Annotated in this window: 22 protein-coding genes and 1 pseudogene; 10 read left to right on the top strand and 13 right to left on the bottom strand. The window is 60.4% G+C overall.

The genetic code is table 11. The features are described 5' to 3' along the window. Positions 1–16 precede the first annotated feature (16 nt). The 6 genes from leuC to BLV67_RS30885 all read left to right on the top strand — a co-directional run bounded on the left by leuC (position 17) and on the right by BLV67_RS30885 (position 7,008). A complete protein-coding gene (gene leuC, locus BLV67_RS30910; protein WP_069786311.1) occupies positions 17–1,435 on the top strand; it encodes a 3-isopropylmalate dehydratase large subunit in 1,419 nt (472 codons plus the stop codon). Next, entirely contained in the window at positions 1,432–2,046 is a 615-nt protein-coding gene (leuD, locus tag BLV67_RS30905) for a 3-isopropylmalate dehydratase small subunit (protein WP_069786310.1), read from the top strand. The genes leuC and leuD overlap by 4 nt, the downstream gene beginning before the upstream one ends. 445 nt (positions 2,047–2,491) lie before the next feature. Continuing rightward, positions 2,492–3,646, top strand: a complete 1,155-nt coding sequence (locus BLV67_RS30900; RefSeq protein WP_069786309.1) for a KamA family radical SAM protein — start codon at positions 2,492–2,494, stop codon at positions 3,644–3,646. 29 nt (positions 3,647–3,675) lie between these two features. Next, complete coding sequence (locus BLV67_RS30895; RefSeq protein ID WP_069786308.1) at positions 3,676–5,037, top strand: ATP-grasp domain-containing protein; 1,362 nt, start codon at positions 3,676–3,678, stop codon at positions 5,035–5,037. Between the two features lie 4 nt (positions 5,038–5,041). After that, positions 5,042–5,779, top strand: coding sequence for a 2OG-Fe dioxygenase family protein (locus BLV67_RS30890; RefSeq protein ID WP_069786307.1), 738 nt, complete (start codon positions 5,042–5,044; stop codon positions 5,777–5,779). Next, positions 5,776–7,008, top strand: a complete 1,233-nt coding sequence (locus BLV67_RS30885; protein WP_065931743.1) for an MFS transporter — start codon at positions 5,776–5,778, stop codon at positions 7,006–7,008. The genes BLV67_RS30890 and BLV67_RS30885 overlap by 4 nt, the downstream gene beginning before the upstream one ends. Here the strand turns inward: BLV67_RS30885 and BLV67_RS30880 are convergent. From BLV67_RS30880 to soxR, 5 genes are all read right to left on the bottom strand, one after another. After that, entirely contained in the window at positions 6,989–7,903 is a 915-nt protein-coding gene (locus tag BLV67_RS30880) for a LysR substrate-binding domain-containing protein (RefSeq protein WP_167365900.1), read from the bottom strand. The genes BLV67_RS30885 and BLV67_RS30880 overlap by 20 nt on opposite strands. Before the next feature lie 78 nt (positions 7,904–7,981). Continuing rightward, positions 7,982–9,286, bottom strand: a complete 1,305-nt coding sequence (locus BLV67_RS30875) for a dicarboxylate/amino acid:cation symporter (RefSeq protein ID WP_069786306.1) — start codon at positions 9,284–9,286, stop codon at positions 7,982–7,984. 96 nt (positions 9,287–9,382) lie between these two features. Continuing rightward, entirely contained in the window at positions 9,383–10,258 is an 876-nt protein-coding gene (locus tag BLV67_RS30870) for an alpha/beta fold hydrolase (RefSeq protein ID WP_069786305.1), read from the bottom strand. Between the two features lie 337 nt (positions 10,259–10,595). Next, positions 10,596–11,054: a VOC family protein gene (locus BLV67_RS30865; RefSeq protein ID WP_065931746.1), complete on the bottom strand. Its 459-nt coding sequence runs from the start codon at positions 11,052–11,054 to the stop codon at positions 10,596–10,598. 124 nt (positions 11,055–11,178) lie between these two features. Further along, on the bottom strand, positions 11,179–11,628 hold the full coding sequence (gene soxR / locus BLV67_RS30860; protein ID WP_065931747.1) for a redox-sensitive transcriptional activator SoxR: 450 nt from the start codon (positions 11,626–11,628) through the stop codon (positions 11,179–11,181). 99 nt (positions 11,629–11,727) lie between these two features. Between soxR and BLV67_RS30855 the strand changes: the two genes are divergently transcribed. Next, positions 11,728–12,093, top strand: coding sequence for an antibiotic biosynthesis monooxygenase (locus BLV67_RS30855; protein ID WP_056859702.1), 366 nt, complete (start codon positions 11,728–11,730; stop codon positions 12,091–12,093). Here the strand turns inward: BLV67_RS30855 and BLV67_RS30850 are convergent. The 4 genes from BLV67_RS30850 to msuE form a co-directional block, all read right to left on the bottom strand. After that, positions 12,082–13,185, bottom strand: a complete 1,104-nt coding sequence (locus BLV67_RS30850; protein WP_069786304.1) for a sigma-54 interaction domain-containing protein — start codon at positions 13,183–13,185, stop codon at positions 12,082–12,084. The genes BLV67_RS30855 and BLV67_RS30850 overlap by 12 nt on opposite strands. Before the next feature lie 11 nt (positions 13,186–13,196). Continuing rightward, complete coding sequence (locus BLV67_RS30845; RefSeq protein WP_056859690.1) at positions 13,197–14,384, bottom strand: acyl-CoA dehydrogenase family protein; 1,188 nt, start codon at positions 14,382–14,384, stop codon at positions 13,197–13,199. 164 nt (positions 14,385–14,548) lie between these two features. Next, on the bottom strand, positions 14,549–15,691 hold the full coding sequence (gene ssuD / locus BLV67_RS30840) for an FMNH2-dependent alkanesulfonate monooxygenase (RefSeq protein WP_069786303.1): 1,143 nt from the start codon (positions 15,689–15,691) through the stop codon (positions 14,549–14,551). A 9-nt stretch (positions 15,692–15,700) separates the two neighbouring features. Beyond that, positions 15,701–16,264: an FMN reductase gene (gene msuE, locus BLV67_RS30835; RefSeq protein WP_065931748.1), complete on the bottom strand. Its 564-nt coding sequence runs from the start codon at positions 16,262–16,264 to the stop codon at positions 15,701–15,703. Positions 16,265–16,664: 400 nt separating this feature from the next. On the opposite strand from msuE, the gene BLV67_RS30830 reads away from it, so the two are divergent. The 3 genes and pseudogenes from BLV67_RS30830 (at position 16,665) to BLV67_RS30820 (ending at position 20,188) form a co-directional block, all read left to right on the top strand. Then, a complete protein-coding gene (locus BLV67_RS30830; protein ID WP_056859693.1) occupies positions 16,665–16,934 on the top strand; it encodes a hypothetical protein in 270 nt (89 codons plus the stop codon). Positions 16,935–17,168: 234 nt separating this feature from the next. Continuing rightward, positions 17,169–18,330 (top strand): annotated as a pseudogene (locus BLV67_RS30825) (cysteine desulfurase family protein). A 49-nt stretch (positions 18,331–18,379) separates the two neighbouring features. Further along, the gene (locus BLV67_RS30820; protein ID WP_065931750.1) at positions 18,380–20,188 is read left to right on the top strand and encodes an aminopeptidase P family protein; all 1,809 of its coding nucleotides are present in this window, start codon (positions 18,380–18,382) and stop codon (positions 20,186–20,188) included. A gap of 210 nt (positions 20,189–20,398) precedes the next feature. On the opposite strand, the gene BLV67_RS30815 is transcribed toward BLV67_RS30820, so the two are convergent. The 4 genes from BLV67_RS30815 to rhtA form a co-directional block, all read right to left on the bottom strand. Then, the gene (locus BLV67_RS30815; RefSeq protein ID WP_065931751.1) at positions 20,399–20,989 is read right to left on the bottom strand and encodes a 2-hydroxychromene-2-carboxylate isomerase; all 591 of its coding nucleotides are present in this window, start codon (positions 20,987–20,989) and stop codon (positions 20,399–20,401) included. A gap of 47 nt (positions 20,990–21,036) precedes the next feature. After that, entirely contained in the window at positions 21,037–21,768 is a 732-nt protein-coding gene (locus tag BLV67_RS30810) for an SDR family oxidoreductase (RefSeq protein WP_069786302.1), read from the bottom strand. 99 nt (positions 21,769–21,867) lie between these two features. Next, on the bottom strand, positions 21,868–22,149 hold the full coding sequence (locus BLV67_RS30805) for a hypothetical protein (protein WP_056859698.1): 282 nt from the start codon (positions 22,147–22,149) through the stop codon (positions 21,868–21,870). A gap of 164 nt (positions 22,150–22,313) precedes the next feature. After that, positions 22,314–23,201 carry a threonine/homoserine exporter RhtA gene (gene rhtA, locus BLV67_RS30800; RefSeq protein WP_065931753.1) on the bottom strand — a complete coding sequence of 296 codons (888 nt, stop codon included), beginning with the start codon at positions 23,199–23,201 and terminating at the stop codon, positions 22,314–22,316. Positions 23,202–23,816 lie beyond the last annotated feature (615 nt).

Here is a 23,816-nt window from a genome sequence, read left to right as displayed (position 1 = left end):
CAGTGAGTCCACAAAAATGACTGCCAGAACCCTCTACGACAAACACGTCGACTCCCACACGGTGTGTGCCCTGGATGACCAGGGCCATGTGCTGCTTTATATAGACCGCCAGGTGATCAACGAATACACCAGCCCCCAGGCGTTCAGTGGTCTGCGCGAGGCCAAGCGTGGCGTATGGCGCCCCGGCACCGCGCTGGCGGTGGTCGACCACGTAAACCCCACCACGCCCACGCGCACTGCCGCAATGCCCGACGCAGGCGGCGCGCGGCAAGTCTCGTACCTGGCAGAAAATTGCCAGGATTTCGGCATTGAGCTGCTGGACATCCTCGACAAACGCCAAGGCATCGAACATGTGATTGCCCCGGAGCAGGGCTTTATCCTGCCGGGCATGGTGATCGCCGCCGGCGATAGCCACACCACCACCTACGGTGCCCTCGGCGCCTTCGGCTTTGGCATCGGCACCTCGGAAATCGAGCACCTGCTGGCCTCGCAGACCCTGGTGTACAAGCGTCTGAAAAGCATGCGCGTGACGGTAGACGGCACCTTGGGCAACGGCCTGACTTCCAAGGACGTGATCATGGCGCTGATCGGCAAGATCGGCGCGTCCGGCGCCACCGGTTACGCCATCGAGTTTCGCGGCGCCACCATCGATGCGCTGAGCGTCGAAGCGCGCATGACCATCTGCAACATGGCGGTGGAAGCCGGCGCACGTGGCGCGTTTATGGCGCCCGACGAAAAAGTCTTCGCCTACCTCAAAGGCAAGCCGCGTGCGCCCAAGGGCGAGCTGTGGGAACAAGCCCTGGTGCAATGGCGCACGTTGCACACCGACGCCGATGCGGTGTTCGACCAGGAAGTGCAACTGGACGCCAGCAGCCTGGAACCCATGGTCACCTGGGGCACCAGCCCCGACCAGGCCGCGCCCATCGGCGCCCGCGTGCCGAACCCGCAAGACGTCAGCGACCTGATCCTGCGCCAGGACATGCGCCGCGCCCTCAACTACATGGGCCTGGAAGCCGGCATGCCGCTCAGTGAAATCGTGATCAGCCACGCGTTTATCGGCTCGTGCACCAACGCGCGCATCGAAGACCTGCGCGACGCCGCCAGTGTGGTGCGCGGCAAACACGTGGCCGAGCATGTGCGGGCGATGATCGTGCCGGGCTCCACCGAAGTGCGCGACCAGGCCGAAGCCGAAGGGCTGGCGGCGATTTTTATCGACGCCGGCTTCGAATGGCGCCAGTCCGGCTGCTCGATGTGCCTGGCGATGAACGATGACGTGCTGGCCCCCGGCGACCGCTGCGCGTCCAGCACCAACCGCAACTTTGAAGGCCGCCAGGGCGCCGGGGCGCGCACCCACTTGATGAGCCCGGCGATGGTCGCCGCTGCGGCCATCACCGGCCGTCTCACCGATATTCGTCATTTTGGAGACCGCCCATGAGCCTGCAACCGTTCACCCAGGTCACCGGCCAGGCCGCGCCGATGCTGGCGGCAAATATCGACACTGACGTGATCATGCCCAAGCAATTTCTTAAAGGCATCGACCGTGCCGGCCTCGACCGTGGGCTGTTCTTCGACCTGCGCTTTTTGCCCAATGGCGCGCCCAACCCCGAGTTCGTGCTGAACCAGCCGGCCTGGCAGGGCGCGAGTTTTATGGTGGTGGGGCCCAACTTCGGCTGTGGCTCGAGCCGTGAACACGCGGTGTGGGGCTTGAAGCAGATGGGCATTCGCGCGCTGATCGGCAGCAGCTTTGCCGGGATTTTCTATGACAACTGCCAGCGCAACGGGGTGTTGTTGATTACCTTGGACGAGGCGGTGTTGCACGCACTCGGGCAGACGGTCAGCCAGCCTGCGCAGGCGCAGATCAGCGTGGACCTTGAGGCGCAGCAGATTCGCTTGGCCGATGGCCAGATGATCCCGTTCCAGATCGATACGTTGCGCAAGACCGCTTTGTTACTCGGCCTGGATGCAATTGGCAGCACGTTGCAACGCAGTGAGCAGATCAAAACGTTCGAGCGCCGGCATCTGGCGGCCAATCCCTGGCTGGGTTAAACGCCTCAATGGTTTAACTACGTAGTCATATAAGTAGAGAATAACGCCCTCGCGTTACTGCAGGGCGTTTTTCTTGGACTATTTACTTTTCAAATAACGCGCGTTACACCGCATAACCTCAGTGATTTCAAAGGCGTCGTTGAGGTGCCAGGTTAAACCCTGAAAAAATACATGGGCAGGTTGTTGACACCTTGTAGGCCATCGGCTTAAGTGAGTGCTGACTTGGAAAGTCGCACATTATAAAAAAAAGGAAGTTGAAGCCATGACCGATGAATCAGTTAGCGTTCATACCTCTCTGGTGGCGGTAATCAAGTTTGTAACTTGATCGAGTTCTGCCACCTGTCAATCAGTTGTCATTGTTGCGGTTGCCACTGTTTTTTCCACTGTGAAAAGACGCGTAAGCCTATGCCTTAACATCCGTTCAGAACACAGAGAGTTCAAACTCATGTCGATTTTTGATCAAGCGATCCATCGTTCGGTACAGTGGCAGGATTGGCGTTGGCAGCAGAAGAATGCCATCCGCGACGAACCGGCACTGCGTGCCGCCTGCGGTGGCTGGAATGAGGAAACCAGCGCGCATATCGAGCACAACTTGCGAGACCGCAAGTTGCAGATAACGCCTTATTACATTGACCTGATCAAGCGCTCCCTCACCGAGGGCCAGGTGATGGACCATCCGCTGTGGCGCCAAGTGGTGCCCTACTGGAGCGAGCAGGTCGCTGGCGATTACGACGGCACCTCGGAGAACTGGGAACTCGGCCACGAGATGAAAACGCCGATCTGCCAGCACAAGTACGACAACCGCGTGATCCTGCGCATGACCAACACCTGCAACGCCTATTGCCAGTTCTGCTTCGAAGCGCTGCGCACCTTGCAAGTCGGCACCGAGAAGGCCAATGCCAGCGCCGACTCGTTCAAGGACTCGCTTGAGTACATCCGCAACAACCCGGCCATCGAAGAGGTGATTCTCAGCGGCGGTGACCCGTTGATGCTCGCCGACCGCAAGCTCGAAGAGAACCTCGCCGCCCTGCGTGGCATCCGCGATGACTTGCTGATTCGCCTGCACACACGGGCCTTGAGCTTTAACCCGTTTCGCGTGACCGATGAGTTACTGGCGATGCTGGAGAAGTACAAGGTTAATGCGTTTGGCGTGCATGTGTGCCACCCGCTGGAACTGAGTGAAGACTTTGCCGTGGCGGTTAAACGTATCCAAAGTGTGGTGCCGATTGTGTTCTCCAACATGCCGCTGTTGCGGGGCGTGAACGACAATGAGGCCACCTTGCATAAACTGTTTATTGATCTGTATCGGTTGGGCGTAAAGCCGTATTACCTGTATCACTTCATGCCGTTTTCACCGGGGGCGTCGGAATATAAAGCATCGATAAGCCACGCCATCGCTATTATGGATCGCCTCAAGCGACGCGTGTCCAATATAGCCATGCCGGAATATGTACTGCCCCACGCACAGGGCAAATTTACCGTGCCGCTGCTGGACTTTGAAAACCCACAAGACTTGCCGCACTTTGAAGTGCGCGATGGGCAACGTCATTACCGTTTCCGTAATTGGGAAGGGCAGTGGTGCAGTTGGCAGGATGCCTGAAGTTATTGACGCATGAGGCGGTATGAATAATGAAACAAGATGCCATTCTTTTTATTGATGTCGATGACAGTGCTTCCATTCGCTATAGCTACCGAGAGCCGCACTTTGTTGCGGCCCGGGCCAAAGGCCTGGTGTGTTTGACTGCGGGTCTGGTGGGGCGCAAGCACCTGCAACGGCTGCAGGACGACAGTGATGAAGTGTTCCTGCTCGATACACTCAGCGAACCGGCCATTCTTGACTTGGTGGGCGAGCTGGATAGGCGCTATCAGATCCGCGCGATTTTCTGCCAGGCCGGCCATTCGTCTGCGCTGGGGCAAGTCGGTTGCATCGTAGCGCAGGCCAGTCAGCGCCTGGGCCTGGTGTACAGCTGCCCGCAGGCCATTGCCGCGTGTAACAACAAGTTCCTCATGCGCCGGGCGCTCAGCCGGCATGGCGTGCGCTCCGTGCCCTTCGCGCTGTGCAATGACGAACAACAACTGCAGCAAAGCGCCGAGCGCATGGGCTATCCGCTGATTGCCAAACCGCCGTTTGGTGGCGCCTCGGCGTTTATCAAGAAGTGCTTCAATTGGCCAGAGTTAAGCCGGCACTATGCGCAATTTCGCAGTGGTCACGCCAATGCGGCCTACGCCGATTTCTACGGTTGTGAGCACATCCTGGCTGACGAAGAAGGGCAGCAACGCCGTTACATTCCAGGGCACAGCCTATTGTTGGAGGGGTTTATCCAAGGCGTTGAAGGCAGCGTGGAGTGTGTAATCGTCGGTGGTCAGGTTCATGCGCTGTTGATCAACGAAAAACTGATGTTGACCGAGCGCAGTGGCACGGTGCTGGAGAACCTGCTGATTTCCCCGCCCACGTCTTTTACCGACACCCAGTGCGAGCAAATTCGTCAGTACGCCGGGGATTGCCTGCGTGCTGTGGGGCTGACCAACGCGCTGGTGCATTTCGAATTTCGTATGACGGAGGCGGGGCCGGTGGTGATTGAGATCAACCCGCGCGTCGGCGGGCTTTACGTCAATGCGGCGTTCCGTGACCTGGCCGGTATTGACCCGTACGACCTTTATCTGTCCCTGCTGTTGGGCGAGCCGGACCTGAATGCCCGGTTGCAAGCCTGTGCGCATAACATCGCGAGCGCCTCCCAGCATTACTCGATGCTGGCGCTCTACCCGGAGCACAGTGGTCGGTTCAAGGGCATTGAGGGGACGCAGTTCCTCGATGAGCACCCAGCGGTGCTGGAGTATTTCCAGCAGGAACCCGGCAACTGCATCGATGCAGATATCGAGGAGCACTATTTGCTCAAGTGCTGGGCCAAGGTCGACGATGCTGCCGACGCCCATGCCGTGCATGATGCAATCCGGCACAACCTGCGCGTGATCATCGACAGTAAGGTTTAGCGATATGGACATCCCACAGATTGGCGCGCATTTGCGCGAGCACCACTATTGTCACCGTCGGGACTTTGTCCAGTTGCTCAAGGTTGAGCCCGGCGAGGAGCAAAGCTTTCGCGCCTACTGGGCGAACCTGGTGCGCGACGAGGCGTTCAAGGCATACACCCATCGCGAACGGCGGATCCTGCGCTATCGTTTATCCCCGTCGCGGCAGTTGCAGATCGACCGCACGACCGCGTTCAAGTCGCCGGTCACCTATGCGGTCAACTATCGCCAGGGCGTGAACCACTTGAGCTACAGCGAGGAGGGCTTTATCGAGCACCCACTGATGCAGAAATTGCTCGCCACCGACCTGGCGGTGATCGAACCGCACCTGGGCCCGCATGCCTACACCATTGATATCCACCAGTTCCGCGTGCGTGCTGAGGGGCCATCGGCCAGCCCGACCACCTCGGGGATTCACCAGGACGGCCTGGATTGGGTGTTCATGCACTTCATTGGCCAGAGCAATACCGTGCCGGTGGTGTCCGAGGTATTTACCGCTGAGGCCGAGCACAGCCGCGTGCTGAACCTGGCGATGGAGCAGTTTCTGGAAACCATTGTGATCAACGACCGTGGACTGTATCACCGCGCCGGCGCTGTCCGGCCGCAGGCCGATTCGGCACCGGCCTGGCGTGATGTGCTGCTGGTCAGCCTGCGCGGCGTGGCTGCTGATGTTCAGCTGGAAGACGAGGTGCAACCTGCATGAGCGACGTTCAGCCATTGGGCTTGTCGACCCGCAACGCCCGCTTGATCATCTTTGCGCGGGGCGTGTCGGACTTCGGCGCATTCCTCAACATGGTGGCGCTCTCGACCTATGTTTACTGGCTCAGCCAAAGCGTGGTGTTTGTCAGTGTGTTCCTGGCGTGCCGGGTCACGGGCGGGATTGTCGCCAGCCTGTTCGGCATCCCGTTTTTCCGGCGCTTCCCGGGGCGCAGTACCCTGGCCGGGCTGGACCTGGCCCGCGCGTTGTTACTGGTGCCGCTGCTGGTGTTGATACCGGCGCATCAACTCAACGTGCTGCCGTTTATCGCGTTCGGCATCGGCCTGTGCAACTCGCTGTTTGCCATTGGCCTCAATAGCCAGTTGCCGACCTGGGTGGCGCTCGAGCAGCGGGTGAGCACCAATGCCTGGATCACCTCGGCGGCGGCTACCGGTGCGGTATTTGGCAGCTTGCTCTCCGGCTTGCTGATCGCCACGGGCGGATTCGAGGCGGTGTTTGCCGTCAACATCGGCACTTACGTGGCGGCGGCCTGCCTGATCCTGCCGTTGCGCGCCCTGTATTCAGTCGTCGTGGCCGCGCATCGCGGGCTTGCCGCCGAATGGCATGAGCTGACCAAAGGCCTGCGCGGTGCGCCGGTGTTGGCGGCGATGTTGTTGATCAGCATGCTCGACACCCTCGGCAGTGCTGCACATAACGTCGGCTGGCCGGTGTTGTCGCAATACATTTCGCCGGACACCGCGAAAACCGTCATGGGCTACCTGCTGGCGGTGTGGGCCTGCGGCAAGTTCATCGGCGCGCGCGTGGCCAGTGCGCTACTCAAGAGCCGTGGTACCCAAGGCATGGAACGCTGGTTCATGGCGGGTGTGGCGCTGATGTCCAGCGGCTTTATCCTGACCTTCCAGCAAACCGAACTGTGGCTGGCGCTGTTGCTGGTGGTGTGGGCCGGGCTGGGCGATGGTATCTCCGAAGTGGCGCTGGTTTCCCGCGCACAAAGTGAACCCGATAGCTTGCGCCTGCCGCTGTTCAGCCTGTTGACGCTGATCCAGATGGCCGGCTTTGGCGTGGGCATGCTGGTGGTGGGGCCGTTCTACCTGACGTGGACGCCGGCCCAGGTGATCGTGCTGTTCCACGGGCTGCCGTTGACGGCCCTGGTGATCATGACGGTATGGCTGGGTGTCAACGCCACGCGGGGCGTCAGATCGACAACCCCTTGAAGTGCTCCTGTAAAAACTCCACGCAGGCGCGCAATTTGCCGGAGTAGGCCAAACGTGTCGGGTACACCGCCCACACGTTGGCGCTTTGGGTGTAGGTGTGCAGCACCTGCACCAGCCTGCCCTGTTCCAGCAGCGGTTTTACGTCCCACATCGAGCGCAGTAACACGCCGCGCCCGTCCAAAGCCCACTGCAACACGATCTCGCCGTTGTTCGATGAGAGCGGCCCGCGTACACGCACGCTTTCGGGCGCGCCGTCACGCTCCAGGTTCCAGATACCGAAGGCGTTGTCACGCTCCTTGAGCACCAGGCAGTCGTGCTGCTCCAGGTCGCTCAACTGTTGCGGCGTGCCTTTGCGTTGCAGGTACGCCGGTGCTGCGCACAGCACCCGGCGATTGCTCACCAGCCGCCTGCCGATGTGCTGACCAGGGATGTCATCGCCGACGCGAATTTCCAGGTCGAACCCTTCACTGACGATATCCACCACGCGGTCGAACAGGTCCAGGCGGATTTCCAGGTCCGGGTACTGCTCGGCCAGCAGCGACAGGGCCGGCGCCACATGATTGCGGCCGAAGCCGAAGCTGCTGCACAAGTGCAGATGCCCGCGCGGGCTGTCGTGGGCATCGCTGAGTTCATCGGACAGTTGCTGGAAATCTTCGAGGATGCGCACGGCCCAGCGTTGCACCCGCTCGCCGTCTTCGGTCAGGGCGATGCGGCGGCTGGTGCGGTGCAGCAGGCGCGTGGCCAGGGTGGTTTCGAGGATCTGAATGCGCTTGCTCACATACGCAGGCGACAGCCCCAGTTCATCAGCGGCGGCAGCGAAGCCGGCCTTGCGGATCACGGTGAGGAACACCCGCAGGTCTTCGGGTAGGGGCACGGTATCTTTCTTATGAGTCATCAGAAACAGACGTGGCGGTATGAGCCGCCAGAATAGCACCGGATCGGCATGCCTTCCGGCCTGCCGATCCGTTACTGCTTACTCGGCGGCGACCTTCGCCTGCGCGGCAGCCCGCGCATGGCGGCCATGCTTGAGGGCGATAGGGGCCATTTTTTCGCGGTCCAGCTCACCCTCCCAGGCGGCTACCACCAATGCCGCGACGGCATTGCCGATGATATTGGTCAGCGAGCGGCATTCGGCCATGAAGCGGTCGACACCCAGGATCAGCACCATCGCCGCCACCGGTACGGTGGGCACCACCGCCAGGCTCGCGGCCAGCGCCACAAAACCTGCACCAACCACCGCACCGGCGCCCTTGGAGGTGAGCATGGCCACCGCCAGCAAGGTCAATTGTTGCTCCAGCGGCAGGTGAATATTGGTGGCTTGCGCCAGGAACAACACCGCCAGGGTCATGTAGATGTTGGTGCCGTCGAGGTTGAAGGTGTAGCCGGTCGGCACCACGATGCCCACCACGCCTTTGGACGCGCCCAGGCTTTCGAGTTTCTGGATCAGTTGCGGCAGCGCCGACTCCGACGAGCTGGTGCCCAGCACAATCAACAGCTCCGACTTGATATAGCCCATCAACTTGAAAATGCTGAAGCCGGCGTAGCGCGCGATGCTGCCCAGCACCACGGCGACAAAGAAAAACGCGGTGAGGTAGAACGTACCCACCAGCTTGAGCAACGGCAGCAACGAGCCCACGCCGTATTTGCCGATGGTGAAGGCAATCGCCCCAAACGCGCCAATGGGCGCCACGCGGCTGATGATGCCGACGATGCGAAAGAACACTTCGCTGGCCTGGTTGACCACGCCCACCAATGGCCGGCCTTTTTCCCCGACCATCACCAGGCCGACGCCGAACAGCACCGAGACAAACAGTACCGGCAGGATTTCACCTTTGGAGAAGGCATCAAAAAACGTGGTGGGGATCACGTGCAGCAGGAACCCGGTGATGCCTTCGCCGTGTTCGGCCTGGCCGACAAAACCGGCGATGGCCGAGCTGTCGAGGCTCTTCACATCAATGTTGAAACCCACGCCCGGTTGCAGCAGGTGCGCGGCGAGGAGGCCGATCAGCAGGGCGATGGTGGAGACGATCTCGAAGTACAGCAGCGCCTTGCCGCCGACGCGGCCCACCTGCTTCACGTCGTGCATGCTGGTGATGCCGGAGACCACGGTGCAGAAGATGATCGGGCCGATGATCATCTTGATCAGCTTGATAAACCCGTCGCCCAGGGGCTTGAGGTCGATACCGATTTGCGGCCGGACATGGCCGATCAACACACCCAGCGCGATGGCGATGAGCACCTGGACATACAGGGTTCCCAGCAGTTTTCGGATTGTCATTGTTATTATCTCGGGATGTTTTTTGGGCAAAGCGACCCCGTCGCAGGCCATTGGCAGCCTGCGAGGCGGGTGTTTCAGATCAGGGTGTCAGTGCATTCAGCGCAGGAAGGCCAGGATTTCGCCCAGCAACAACTCAGGCGCCTCTTCGGCAATGTAGTGCCCGGCCGGCAGGGCTTTGCCACGCACGTCTGTGGCGACTTTCTGCCATTCCTTGAGCGGCTCGAAGCAGCGCCCGACCGTACCTTCGGCGCCCCACATCACCAGCAACGGCTGGTTCAGGTGATTGCCGGCGTCGATGTCGGCCTGGTCGTGCTCAAGATCGATGCCGGCGGCAGCGCGGTAGTCCTCGCAGATGCCGCGAGCGGTGCCGGGCAGTTGCAGGCAGCGCAGGTATTCGGCGAAGGCTTCATCGGTGAACGGTTTGAGCCCGGCACTGCGGCTGCCCATGACGCTGCGCAGGTACAACTCGGGGTTGCTCTCGATCAGCGCTTCGGGCAACGGCGCCGGGCGGATCAGGAAGAACCAGTGCCAGTAGGCGCGGGCGAAGGCTTCGTCGGTCTGGGCGTACATCGACAAGGTGGGCGCGATGTCCAGCAGCACCATGCGCTGCACGGCGGCGGGGTGGTCCAGGGCCAGGCGATGGGCGACGCGGGCGCCACGGTCGTGGGCCAGTACCGAGAAATTGTCGAAGCCCAGGGCTTGCATCAGCTCGACGGCGTCGCGGGCCATTTCGCGTTTGGAATAATGGGTGTGCTGGTCGTTGGCCGGTGGCTTGCTGCTGTCGCCATAACCGCGCAGGTCGGCGGCAACCACGGTGAAGTGTTCGGCCAACTGTTCGGCGACTTTGTGCCAGATGACATGGGTTTGCGGGTGCCCGTGCAACAGGAGCAGACCGGGACCTGTACCGCCTTTGCGGTAGCTGATGTCCACGCCGTTGACGTGGCACTGGTCTTTTTGGAATCCGGCGAACATGGAATGACTCCTCTTTGTAAGTGCTTGCATCGTGGAATCACGCGGGGTTTGGGGCAAGGGGGAAAGCGTGGAGGGGTTGTTCATGAAGTGTGTTGCGGGGTGGGTTGCGGTGGCGGTTTTTCGGTGTGCATATCCGTTATTTGGGTAACGGCGGCCTAGTAGCCGACCTGAGTGGTTGGATCAAAAGCGAAAAGCGGATTTGCATACACCTGGGATCTGCTTTTCTGTGGGAGCTGGCTTGCCTGCGATGGCATCAACTCGGTGTACCTGACACACCGAGGTGTCTGCATCGCAGGCAAGCCAGCTCCCACATTGGATGTGCAGGGTTATTGAAACTTCAGCCTTGCTTGAACATTTCCATGGCCCGCTCGCGGATCTGCGCTTCAGTCAGATCCTCTTTGCGCGTAGCCAAAAACCACAGGTGACCGAAGGGGTCCTTCACGCTCGCCGAGCGGTCGCCGTAAAACTGGTCTTTGGGCTCGGACACCGAAGTAGCGCCCGCCACAATAGCCTGTTTGTACTGCGCATCCACATCGTTCACATACAGGTGCAAACCGACGCTGGTGTGCTCATCCGGATTGCGCAGGGCCATGTCGGCACAGGGCGAGCCGAGCATGATCGCCGAGTCACCGATGCGCAGCTCGGCGTGGCCGACCTTGCCATCGGGCATGTCCAGGCGCATGACCTGGGTAGCGCCAAAGGCTTTCTTGTAGAACTCGATGGCCTCGGCGGCGTTATCGATGCCCATATACGGCGTGACGCTGTGATAACCCTCGGGGATTGGCTTAACGCTCATATCGTTCTCCTTAGGTGGTGGTTGTGGAGGTCCGGTATTTTCACTATAGGCCACGCCCGCCGTAGCCTGCAGGTAACCGACGAGGTGTTGGCAAGCCAGCTCCCACATTGATCGCATGGCCAATTCAGGAGGATGCGGTGGGCTCCAGTAACTGGGCGCCTGGGCCATGCTCACCTAACTGATCATCCTGATTACGCAACGGACACGCCTCCAGCGATAAACACCCGCAACCAATACAACCACTAAGTTTGTCGCGCAGCAGCATCAGCTTGTTGATGCGCTGATCCAGATCCTCACGCCACAGTGCCGACAAGCGTTCCCAGTCCTGTGCAGTGGGCGTGCGCCCGTTCGGCAAGGTCTGTAACGCTTCGCCAATCGTCGCCAGTGGAATCCCCAGGCGTTGTGCGATCTTGATCACCACCACGCGCCGCAACACATCCCGTGGGTAGCGCCGCTGGTTACCGGCGTTGCGGTTGCTCTTGATCAACCCCTTGGACTCATAAAAGTGCAGCGCCGTAACCGCCACGCCGCTTCGTGCGGCGAGTTGGCCGACGGTGAGTTCCTTGGTAAGCATAAAAACTCCGGATAAGCGCTTGACCTTGACTTAACTAGAGGTTTTACGCTGCGTGGCATCGAATCGCAAGATTCTGCCTACAGAGAGAGGGGAGTGTTCATGCAGGTATCAGAGAAAAATCGCAGCTTCACTCAGTTGATCGAGTTTCAGATCGAACCTCAGCAGCAATTTGCCCTGGTGGCGGCCTTGTCCACCCAGAGCGAACGCCTGGCCCAGGGCCATGGCGGCTTTATCAATGCCAGTGTGCAAGTCAGCGACGACGGGCGGCGGGTGCTCAATTACCTGCAATGGCGCTCGCGTGAGGACGGCGAGGCGGCGTTCAAGTGTTTTGAGCACGGCGAGGAAGACTTCTGGACGCTGATTCGCGCCCACCAGGCCACGGCGGTGACCTTCGGTTCATTCCAGGTGCTGCGCAGTTTCGAGCGCAGCCATGACAACGCGTTGCACTGCCGCCTAAATGGATAAGTGCAGCATGCGTTCGCCCTGCACGTTTTCGCCGGGGCGGCGTTTGTTCACCGCCAGTTCGCCGATTTTGATCAGGCGCGTGCGCGTGACGTTGCGGCTCAGGCCCAGCAGGTTGGCGGTGTGCACCTGGTTGTAATGGCTGAAACGGTAGGCGGCGCGCAACAGCGCGTCTTCGACCTTTTCATGCAGGGCGCCGGCCTGTTCTTCGAAGAGCTTTTGAAAGGCGCGGGCCAGCAAGGCGTCGGCGCTGTTGTCGGTGCCGTGCTGGCTGTCGTCCTGGCGCTCGATGCGCATGTTCGACAGGCGCAGATCATCGCGCTCGATCAGGCCGTTACGGCAGATCAGCAACGTGTGGTGAATCACGTTTTCCAGCTCGCGGATATTGCCCGGCCAGCTGTAGCTTTTGAGCTTGTGCTCGGCCTCGCGGCTGATGGTGATGGGGCCGTAGCCCAGGCGCCGGCTATAGGCTTCGATAAAATGCCGGGTCAGCGGCAGGATATCGCCGGGGCGCTCGCGCAGTGGGCTGAGTTCGAGGCTGACCACATCCAGGCGGTAGTAGAGGTCTTCGCGAAAGTGCCCCGCGTTGATGGCTTTTTCCAGTTGCACGTTGGTGGCCGCCAGTACGCGTACATCAATCGCAATGCTCTTGCGCGAACCCAGGCGCACCACTTCACGTTCCTGTAGTACGCGCAACAATTTGACCTGGATCGCCATCGGCAAATCGCCGATCTCATCGAGGAACAAGGTGCCGCCGTCGGCCTCTTCGAACCAGCCGGCCTTGGCGCTGAGGGCGCCGGTAAACGCACCTTTTTCGTGCCCGAACAACTCGGCTTCCACCAGGGATTCGGAAAACGCGCCGCAGTTGACCGCCACAAAGGGCCGGTTGCGCCGCGCACTGAGGTTATGAATATGGCGCGCCACCAGCTCTTTGCCGGTGCCGGTCTCGCCGATGATCAACACGCTGGCTTCGCTGGGCGCCACTTGCTGGATATGGTCGAGCAACGCCTGGGATTTGGGGTCTTCGAAGACCTGGGCCGTGGCGCGAATCGAGGTCGCGAGGGCGGGCGAGGGCGGTAAGGTCAACAGCTGCATGGGCACCTCTCTCAGGAGTAGAACGTCGGGATCGGCAGGGACTGGTTCAACGCCCAGTCCCCCAGTTCGTGGAGTTTGTAATCCACCGGGTCGTGCAGGGTTTGCGTGCGCAAGTTGCGCCAATGGCGGTCCAGGCGCAGCGAGGCATGGGTCGAGCGCGCGCCGGTGACTTCAAACAGGCGGCTGCACAGGTCCAGGCCCTGGCGCGTGGCGGCGACTTTGGCGGTGGCGATGGCAATGGCCAGTTCGCCCCGTTGCTGTTCGCTCAAGCTGGCACCTTTGGCCCAGGCCTGGTCGAGCAATTCGCCAGCGCGTTCGACCAGCAGGCGCACGCCTTGCAGGGCCACCCAGAATTCGCCGTAGTGGTGCAGCACGTAAGGGTCTTGGCGCACATCGCCAGCCGAAGATTTGTGCCACGCACGGGTTTCGGTGAGGGTGTAATTGCGCGCTTCTTCAAAGGCGCCTTCGGCAATCCCGAGAAACATATACGTGAACGTTAACTGCGCGATCAGCGGGCGCAGGCAGGCGAAGGGCGTACTCAACGGGCCGGGATCCAGCAGCAATTCCGACTCTTCGACACGCACCCGTTCAAAGCTGGCGCTGCCGCTGTCGGTCTGGCGCTGGCCGATGTTGTTCCAGTCGTTGTGCAAGGTAATGCCGCTGCGCCCGCTGGGAATCGCAGCGATCAGCAGCTTGCCGCCGGCGCTTTCGTCCACGGCCGAGGCGATGAGCATTTCCGAATCGCTGGCGCCGGAGCAGAAGCTTTTCTTGCCGGAAAATTCGCGCCAGCCGCCGAAATCCTTGACCAGCGTGCGCGTGTCCAGCGGGTTGAGGGCATTGCCCCAGAACCAGTTTTTGCGCGCGGTCTGTTCGAACCACGGCTGCCATTGGTCCGGGCGCGCAAACAGGCGCACGGTGGCGAGCATCAGGTGGTGAAAGCCGAAGACATGGGCGATGGAGCTGTCGACCTTGGCGAACTCGCGCACGATGCCCAGGGTTTCACTCCACCGCGCGCCGAGGCCGCCGTATTGCGTGGGGATACTCAGAGCCAGCAGGCCGCTTTGGCGCAGCGCGTCCCGTTCGGCCTTGGGCGTGCCGCCGCGCTCATCGCGTTCAACGGCGGTGAGGGCGAACTCGGCGGCCAGCAGTTTGGCGGTCTGCAAAGGTGAAGGCAGGACGCTGTGGGGTTTGGCTGTCACACGGGGTTCCTCAATGTCGGTCTGGCAATCACGTTCAAACGGGGGAGCTGGCTTGCCGGCGATAGCATCACTGTGGTGCAACTGAAACACCGTGTCGTTTGCATCGCGGGCAAGCCCGGCTCCCACAGGAAAGCAGTGCCCACACGAAGTGGGTTTCAGTGCGCTCAGGCTTTAGTGTTCGGCAGCACATCATTGGCAATCATTTCGCCAAACGGCCCCGTGAGGTTGGTGATGCCGCGCCCGGCGAGGCTGGCGTAAGGTTCCGGCAACAGCGGGAACACCAGCTCGGCAAAGCGATAGGCTTCTTCCAGGTGCGGGTAGCCGGAGAAGATGAAGCTCTCGATGCCGAGGTCGGCGTATTCCTTGATGCGCTCGGCCACTTGCTGCGGGTTGCCCACCAACGCGGTGCCGGCACCGCCGCGTACCAGGCCGACACCGGCCCACAGGTTGGGGGCGATTTGCAGGTTGTCGCGGCGCCCGTCGTGCAACGCCGCCATGCGCCGCTGGCCTTCGGAATCAAAGCGCGAGAAGGATTTTTGCGCGGCAGCGATGGTTTCATCGCTGATGTGCGCGATCAGTTTGTCGGCGGCTTTCCAGGCGTCTTCTTCGGTTTCGCGCACGATGACATGCAGGCGAATGCCGAACTTGACGGTGCGCCCATGGCGCGCTGCGCGTTCACGCACGTCGGCAAGTTTTTGCGCAACGGCGGCGGGCGGCTCGCCCCAGGTCAGGTACACGTCGACCTGCTCGGCGGCCAGGTCGTGGGCAGCCTCCGACGAACCGCCGAAGTACAGCGGCGGATACGGCTTCTGCACCGGTGGATAAAGCGCTTTGGCGTTCTGCACACGCAGGTGCTTGCCTTCAAAGTCCACCGACTCGCCCTGCAACACTCGGCGCCAGATCTGCAGGAATTCGTCGGAGACTTCGTAGCGCTCACTGTGGTCGAGGAAACTGCCGTCGCCACGGTTTTCGTCGGGGTCGCCACCGGTGACCACGTTGATCAGCAATCGGCCGTTGGACAGGCGGTCCAGAGTCGCGGCCATGCGCGCCGACACCGTGGGCGAAATAATCCCCGGGCGAATCGCTACCAGGTAACGCAGGCGTTCGGTCAGTGGCACCAGTGCTGAGGCGATTACCCAGGAATCTTCACACGAGCGCCCGGTAGGAATCAGCACGCCGAAATAACCGAGGCTGTCAGCCGCTTGCGCCACCTGCTTCAGATAATTGAGGGTGACCGGGCGCGCACCTTGGGTGGTGCCGAGGAAATGGCCGTCGCCATGTGTGGGCAGAAACCAGAAAACATCCATGACAAATCCTTAAGCGATTTTCAGCAGAGAAGGGGAGTGCGCGGCAAACAACGGCGCTGCGCGTTCTGCGGCCAGTTGAATGCGGGCTTTTAATAACTCGCTGGTTATTTGGTAGTCGGTGAAGTCAGCTTCGGTGGCGTACACGCCGATCGGCAGGGTCAAGGCCTGGAAGAAGCTGAACAGCGGGCGCAATTGGTGATCGAGCACCAGCGCATGGCGCTCGCTGCCGCCGGTGGCCGCGAGCAATACCGGAGTGTCGATCAAGGCGTTGAGGCCAACCAGGTCAAACAGGTGCTTGAGCAGGCCAGGATAAGAGCCGCGATACACCGGCGCGGCGACGATCAGCAGGTCGGCCTGTTCGATGGCCAACAGTTGCGCTTCGACCTCGGCCGGCAGTTCATCACGTGAGAGTGCGCCGCCCAAGGGCCGGGCAATGTCACCCAACTCGATCAGGGTGGTCTGGATCGGCAGCAACGTCGCCAGTTCGGCCAGCACGGCTTGGGTCAGCACCAAGGTGCGCGACGGGCGCCAGGTTCCGCCGGAGAGGGCAACGACATTCAGAGGACGGGACATGGACAGTTCCTTTTTCAACAGGGGTGGGTAGCAGGTGAGATGGAACGTGTTGAGCAAGAGCTGTACCAATGGCTGCGAGCCTTGATTGACGAGGGCTGCAGGCGTCCTGTTGAAAAAAGAAGCTGTTGCCTGTCAGCGGTTTTGTTGAATGGCTGTTGCCTGGGCAACAGTTGCGTGGCGAACAGTGTTGATTGCGCGCAGAGCCATTTATAGAAGGTTACGTTTATTCCGTAAACGAACGTATTTCCATATTTATAGATCGTAAATGAATATGAGCGGCCCCCTATCAAGCATGCCGGAACGGTTGATAGCGACTATCACGGCGGATGATTTTTCACTGCGCAAGGGCGGGAGTAGCCTGTGTTCATTGACTAAAAACCTCCTTCGCAGGGCCTTAACCATGAACCACTTCCTGGCTGTTTCCTTAATAGTTGTCAGCGCTGTCCTTGCCGGATGTGCGACCCATCCATCGCCTGAATCGCGTCCTTACACCGCCGAAGAAACCAGGCAGTTGGCCCTTGAAGCCTTGAGCCGTCGCGGCCTGTCGTTTGATGAATATCAACAGCAGCGCGCCGCGTTGACCGGTCAGCCACACAAGCCGTTCGGTTTCGACCACCAGGGCGAAATGAACGCCGAGCGCAGCGTGGTGATGCACGGTCGCCCCAGTTGAGCCGGCGCCAGGCGGCAAAAAGCCCGAGGATTCCCTTAAGGAAACTCGGGCTTTTTGTTTGCCATTGGGATACTTCAGCCTGTTAAGCTGAATTTCAGGAGCGTTCCTACGCACATTTACATAAAGTGGTCCTTCTTTTATGGCATCCGACGGGTTAAACCTGACGACCTCTGTTCCGGTCGATGCCCTCCCTGGGCGCTGTCCTGGGGAATACGCTCTGCGAGTCTTAACGTCATGAATAAACGTCCGTTGTATTTCGACTACGCCGCCACCACGCCGGTGGATGAGCGGGTCATTCAAGTGATGGTCGAGTGTCTGGGCTTCAATGCCAACTTCGGCAACCCTGCGTCCAGTTCCCATGCGTTCGGCCAGGCGGCCCGGCACACGGTCGAGCAGGCGCGGCGCCAAGTGGCCGAGCTGGTCGGTGCCCAGCCTGAGCAAATCGTCTGGACCTCCGGTGCCACAGAATCCAACAACCTGGCCATCAAAGGCGTGGCCCAGGCGCGAGGTGTGGCAGGTGGGCATATCATCACCAGCCAGATCGAACACAAGGCTACGCTGGACACGGCGCGGCAGTTGCAGGAAGCCGGCGTGGCCGTCACTTACCTGGTGCCGGACGCTGAAGGCTTGATCAGCGCCGAGGCAGTCAGTGAAGCCCTGCGCGACGACACCTTCCTGGTGTCGCTGATGCTGGTGAACAACGAGTTGGGCACCCTCAATGACATTCCTGCCATTGGTGCACGCGTACGTGAGCACGGCGCGCTGCTGCATGTGGATGCGGCGCAGGGCGCGGGCAAGGTCGCGATCAACCTGGCTGAATGGCCGGTGGACCTGATGTCGTTTTCGGCGCACAAGCTGTACGGCCCCAAAGGCATTGGCGCGCTGTATGTCGGCCCGCGTGCGCAGCAGAAGGTGCTGGCGCAGATTCACGGCGGCGGCCACGAAGGCGGATTGCGCTCCGGTACCCTGGCGACCCATCAGATTGCCGGCATGGGCACTGCATTCGCCCTGGCGGCGCAGTCCTTTGCTGAAGAAAAAGCCGCTATCGTCGCGTTGCGTCAGCGCCTGCTCGATCAGCTGGAAACGATTGCCGGCGTGCGCCTCAATGGCAGCGCCACCCAGCGCATTCCCCATACACTGAGCCTCACGTTCTCCGAGGGTGAATTTAATTCCCAGGCCCTGAGCGCAGGTATCGCGTTTTCGGCCACCTCGGCGTGCAATTCGGCGAGTAATGCGCCGTCCCACGTGCTTCTGGCTTTGGGCCATGGACGCACGCAGCGCCGGCAGGACCATTCGCTTGAGCCTGGGCCGGTTTACCACCGAGCAGGATATCGATGCCGCAGTGCAGTTGATCAAAGCCGCGTTGGCCAGTGCGCCGGCGTTCTGGGCGGTCTGATTTTTCAGTCACAACACATAACAATTATGAGTGCTTAGCAGGAGACATGATGAGTACGCAGCCTTTGACCCATGGAACGGTTCCCGAGCGCCTGGCGCATACCCGTGAACTGATGCGCCGCGAGGGGATCCATGCCCTGCTGGTGCCGTCGGCCGACCCGCATTTGTCCGAGTACTTGCCGGGTTACTGGCAGGGGCGGCAATGGCTGTCGGGTTTTTATGGCTCGGTAGGCACGTTGATTGTCACCGCGGATTTTGCCGGTGTGTGGGCCGACAGCCGTTACTGGGAGCAGGCCACCAAGGAACTCAAGGGCAGCGGCATCGAATTGGTGAAGCTGCAACCTGGCCAACCCGGCCCGCTGGAATGGCTGGCCGAGCAAACCCCGGAGGGTGGCGTGGTGGCAGTGGACGGCGCAGTAATGGCCGTGGCCTCGGCACGTACCTTGGGCGCCAAGCTGGCCGAGCGCGGCGCTCGCCTGCGTACCGATATCGACCTGTTGAATGAAGTCTGGCAAGACCGTCCGGCCTTGCCGAACCAGCCGATCTACCCACACCTGCCGCCGCAGGCGACCGTCAGCCGTGGCGACAAACTCGCGGCCCTGCGTGCCAGCTTGAAAGAGAAGGGCGCCGATTGGCACTTTATCGCGACCCTGGATGACATCGCCTGGCTGTTCAACCTGCGCGGCGGTGATGTGTCGTTCAACCCGGTGTTTGTGTCCTTTGCCTTGATCAATCAACAGCAGGCCACGTTGTTTGTGGCGCTGAGCAAGGTCGATGCCGAGCTGCGCGCGGTACTGGAGCGGGACGGCGTGACCCTGCGCGACTACAGCGAAGTGGCAGATGCGCTGCGTGCAGTTCCGGCGGGTGTCAGCCTGCAAGTTGATCCGGCACGCGTGACCACCGGTTTGCTGGAAAACCTCGATGCCGGTGTCAAGCTGGTCGAGGGCTTGAACCCGACCACGCTGGCCAAGTCGCGCAAAAGCCTGGCGGACGCCGAACATATCCGCCAAGCCATGGAGCAGGACGGCGCAGCGCTGTGCGAATTCTTCGCCTGGCTGGACAGCGCGTTGGGCCGTGAGCGCATCACCGAACTGACGATCGACGAGCACTTGACCGCCGCGCGTACCCGTCGCCCCGATTATGTGTCGCTGAGCTTCAACACCATCGCGGCGTTCAACGCCAACGGTGCGATGCCCCATTACCACGCCACCGAAGAAGAGCATGCGTTGATCGAAGGCGATGGCCTGTTGCTGATCGACTCCGGCGGCCAGTACCTGGGCGGCACCACGGACATTACGCGGATGGTGCCGATCGGCACGCCGAGTGATGAGCAGAAGCGCGACTGCACGCGCGTGCTCAAGGGCGTGATTGCCTTGTCGCGTGCGCACTTCCCCAAGGGGATTCTCTCGCCATTGCTGGATGCCATCGCCCGTGCGCCGATCTGGGCCGAAGGCGTGGACTACGGCCACGGTACAGGTCATGGCGTAGGCTATTTCCTGAATGTGCATGAAGGCCCGCAGGTAATCGCCTACCAGGCCGTCGCGGCACCGCAGACGGCAATGCAGCCGGGGATGATTACTTCGATTGAGCCGGGCACTTATCGTCCGGGTCGCTGGGGCGTACGCATCGAGAACCTGGTGTTGAACCGCGAAGCGGGCAAGACCGAGTTTGGTGAGTTCCTCAAGTTTGAAACCTTGACCCTTTGCCCGATCGACACCCGTTGCCTGGAGCCGTCGTTGCTGACGGCGGATGAACGCGAGTGGTTTAACGCTTACCACGCCGAGGTGCGTGAACGCCTGAGCCCGCTGCTTAGCGGAGCAGCCCTGGAATGGCTGCAGGTGCGTACCGCCGCGATCTGATCGGTCGCAGCTCAGGAGCCTTGGCCAGGGCGTCGGCGAGACAGTTGTCGAACGCCTTGCCCCTGGCTGACTGGCGTCGATTGGGTGTCGACACCGCGTAATTCGCCGATACGCAACGTGACATGGACCCACACCGTTTCGACCGGCAACGGTAAGCGCCGCTTACGATTTGCTCGTAAGCGGCGCTCAAGGGCGCTTGGCGATCCAGTTTTAGCGGAGCGCTTCGCGCACAAACTCCAGACGGTCCTGACCGAAGAACAGGTCATTGCCTACAAACATACTGGGTGCACCAAATACCCCGCGCTGAACAGCCTGTTCGGTTTTGTCCTTGAGGGCGGCCTTGACCTTTTCATCGTTGGCCAGGTTCAGGACTTCCTCTGGGTCGAAACCCGCCTCACTCAACACCGCGGCCACGACGGCGGGGTCGCCCAGGTGGCGACCTTCGACCCAAAGGGCGCGAAACAGGCAATCGACGAAGGCCTGGAAGCGCTCGGGCTGGCGCATCTGGATACCCATGACGGCACGCATCAGCACCAGGGTATTGATCGGGAAGTGCGGGTTGAACTTGAGCGCCACGTTGTAGCGCTTGGCGTATCGCGCCAGGTCATTAAACATGTAACGCCCTTTGGCGGGCACAGTGATGGGGGAGGCGTTGCCGGTAGCTTTGAACACGCCACCCAGTAGCATGGGCTGATACACCAGTTGCGCGCCGGTCTCGGCACATAGCGCAGGCAATTGCGTAAAGGCCAGGTAAGTGGCGGGGCTGCCGAGGTCGAAAAAAAATTCCAGGGTTTTACTCATGGTCGATTCTCGCTAGTTATTGTTGTTCTTGATCAGGGGCGGTGCGTTTACCAGGGTTCATTCCAGGGGCGCAGGTCCAGTTCGAAGGTCCAGGCGTCGCGTGGTTGGGTATGCAGGTACCAATAGTTGTCGGCGATGTGTTCTGGGTTGAGGATGCCGTCCTGGTCTTTTTGCGCATATTTGTGCGGGAAATTGTCGCGAATAAAGTCGGTGTCGATGGCGCCATCGACCACCACGTGGGCCACATGGATGTTCCGCGGGCCCAATTCCCGCGCCATGCTTTGCGCGAGCGCGCGGATGCCGTGTTTGGCGCCGGCGAACGCAGCAAACCCTGCACCGCCACGCAGCCCGGCAGTGGCACCGGTTAACAGGATAGTGCCGCGTTCGCGCGTGACCATGCGCTTGGCGACTTCGCGGGCGTTCAGGAATCCGGAGAAGCAGGCCATCTCCCAAATTTTGAAATATTTGCGCGCGGTTTCTTCGAGGATGCTGCACGGCACGTTGGCGCCGATATTGAAAACGAAAGCTTCGATGGGCCCCAGTTGGGTTTCTATCTGTTCAACCAGCGCGATCACGTCGTCTTCTTTACGCGCATCACAGGCAAAACCGTGGGCTTCGCCGCCGGCGGCCTGGATGCTGTCGACCAGGGGCTGCAGCTTATCGGCACTGCGACGGGTGACGCAGGCTACATAGCCTTCGCGGGCAAAGCGCCGGGCAATGGCGCCACCGGTTGCATCACCGGCACCAACCACCAATACGATTTTCTTGTTGGGTGTCATGGGAACTCCGTTGCTCGAATGTCGAGCAGGAGTGTAGCCGCAGCAGGGCGTAGGGCATGTAAAGAGGAGGGAGCAGCCGGAATAGGACTGCTCGGGCGGTCATTTACAGATGACGATCATGCTGCGGCTGGTATAGCCGGCAGGGTTGATACCGAAAGGATAGTCCCCTGGCTCTTCGGAGTTGTCACCGGATTTGGCGACAACCCGGTAGCCCTTGGCGCCGCAGGAGTTGGCTGCGCTGGTGTAGCACTGGTCCCAGGAGGAGGACAGGCCGGAACAATTGATGTGCATGCCTTTTTTGCCCCGTTTTACTTCTGTCTTGGTGGTCGCAGCACAGCCAGCAATACCCACGACCAGTAACAGTATCAAAATTCGTTTCATTACTATCCTTATAGCCGCGTCGCAAAAGGGCTCGATGCAGGCTTCACTCGCTCTCGATTGTAGCGTTCAGCAGTCCCTGTCGAAATTCTCCATGAAAGACATTCGTTTACGGCCTAAACATGGCCTAAATGAGCGGCAAATACCAGAGCTACCTGCGATGAGCGTCAATCAGCGGGCACCAATGGTTTGGATTCATTGCGCATCGTCAGTGTGGCTCCGACGGAGGCGAAGATAATGCAGGTGATTGCCAGCCATTGCGCGAGGGACAAGTGCTCCTGCAGGAAGAACAGGCCGGAGAGCGCACCGAATGCCGGCTCAATGCTCATCAAGGTGCCGAAGGTGCGAGCGGGCAGGCGAGTGAGCGCGACCATTTCCAGGGTATAAGGCAAGGCGGTGGAGAGGATGGCCACACCGATGGCAACGGGAATCAGCGAGGGCGTCAGCAGGGCGGCGCCGGCATGGACGATGCCGATCGGCGCCACGAACAAAGCGGCGATCATCACGCCCAGGGCGGCAGTTTGCACGCCGTTGTCGTTGCCGGCTTTTTGGCCAAACAGGATATAGAGCGCCCAGCAAACGCCGGCGCCCAGTGCATAAGTGGCGCCAATCAAGTCGATACCACTGCTGGTTTCGCCGGTGGGGATCAATAACAGCAGGCCCGCGATCGCGAGGCCGATCCATACAAAGTCAACCGCCCGGCGCGAGGCATAGATAGCCACGGCGAGCGGGCCGGTGAATTCCAGCGCTACTGCGATGCCCAGGGGCACTGTGCGCAAAGACATATAGAAGAGAAAGTTCATGCCGCCCAACGCCATGCCGTAGACGATGACCGTGCGCAGGGACTTGGCCGTGAGTTTGGCGCGCCATGGGCGTAAAAGCAGCAGCATGATCACACTGGCGAAAATCAGCCGCAGAGTAGTAGTGCCCTGGGCGCCGACGATGGGGAACATGCTCTTGGCCAGCGAGGCGCCGGACTGGATGGAGGCCATGGCGATCAACAGCAGGCCGACCGGGAACAATGCCGAGGCCAGGCTGCGAGGTGGTGTGGTCATTGGGGCGGGTGTCCGAAGTCATGGTAAAGAAGCAGAGCGCCTATGATGCTTAACTGTCTGGCTTTGAGCAATATATTGCTCAGTTCGGCTTGCTGTGCTCTTTATATAGAAGGAGATGGGGCATTTTGGGCTGTTTGATAGAAAACCTAAATTAAGTGTTGACGGTGTTTTATATTTGTCTATAATTCGCCCCACTTCCGGCGCAGTCGAAACGGAAAACTCCTTGATAAACAAAGAGTTATGAAGTTTTCGGCAGCGGGTTGCTTCAGTTCATCGAAGCCAAAAGGGAGTTGAAAAAGAGGTGTTGACAGCAGCGTGTAACGCTGTAGAATTCGCCTCCCGCTAACGAGAGATCGTAAGCGCAAGTGGTTGAAGTTGTTGAAGAATTCTTCGAAAGCTTCTGAAAATAATCACTTGACAGCAAATGAGGCTGCTGTAGAATGCGCGCCTCGGTTGAGACGAAAGATCTTAACCAACCGCTCTTTAACAACTGAATCAAGCAATTCGTGTGGGTGCTTGTGGAGTCAGACTGATAGTCAACAAGATTATCAGCATCACAAGTTACTCCGCGAGAAATCAAAGATGTAACCAACGATTGCTGAGCCAAGTTTAGGG

Source organism: Pseudomonas salomonii (genome assembly GCF_900107155.1).
Taxonomy (GTDB): domain Bacteria; phylum Pseudomonadota; class Gammaproteobacteria; order Pseudomonadales; family Pseudomonadaceae; genus Aquipseudomonas; species Aquipseudomonas salomonii.
This window is presented reverse-complemented; position numbering and strand designations above follow the sequence as displayed.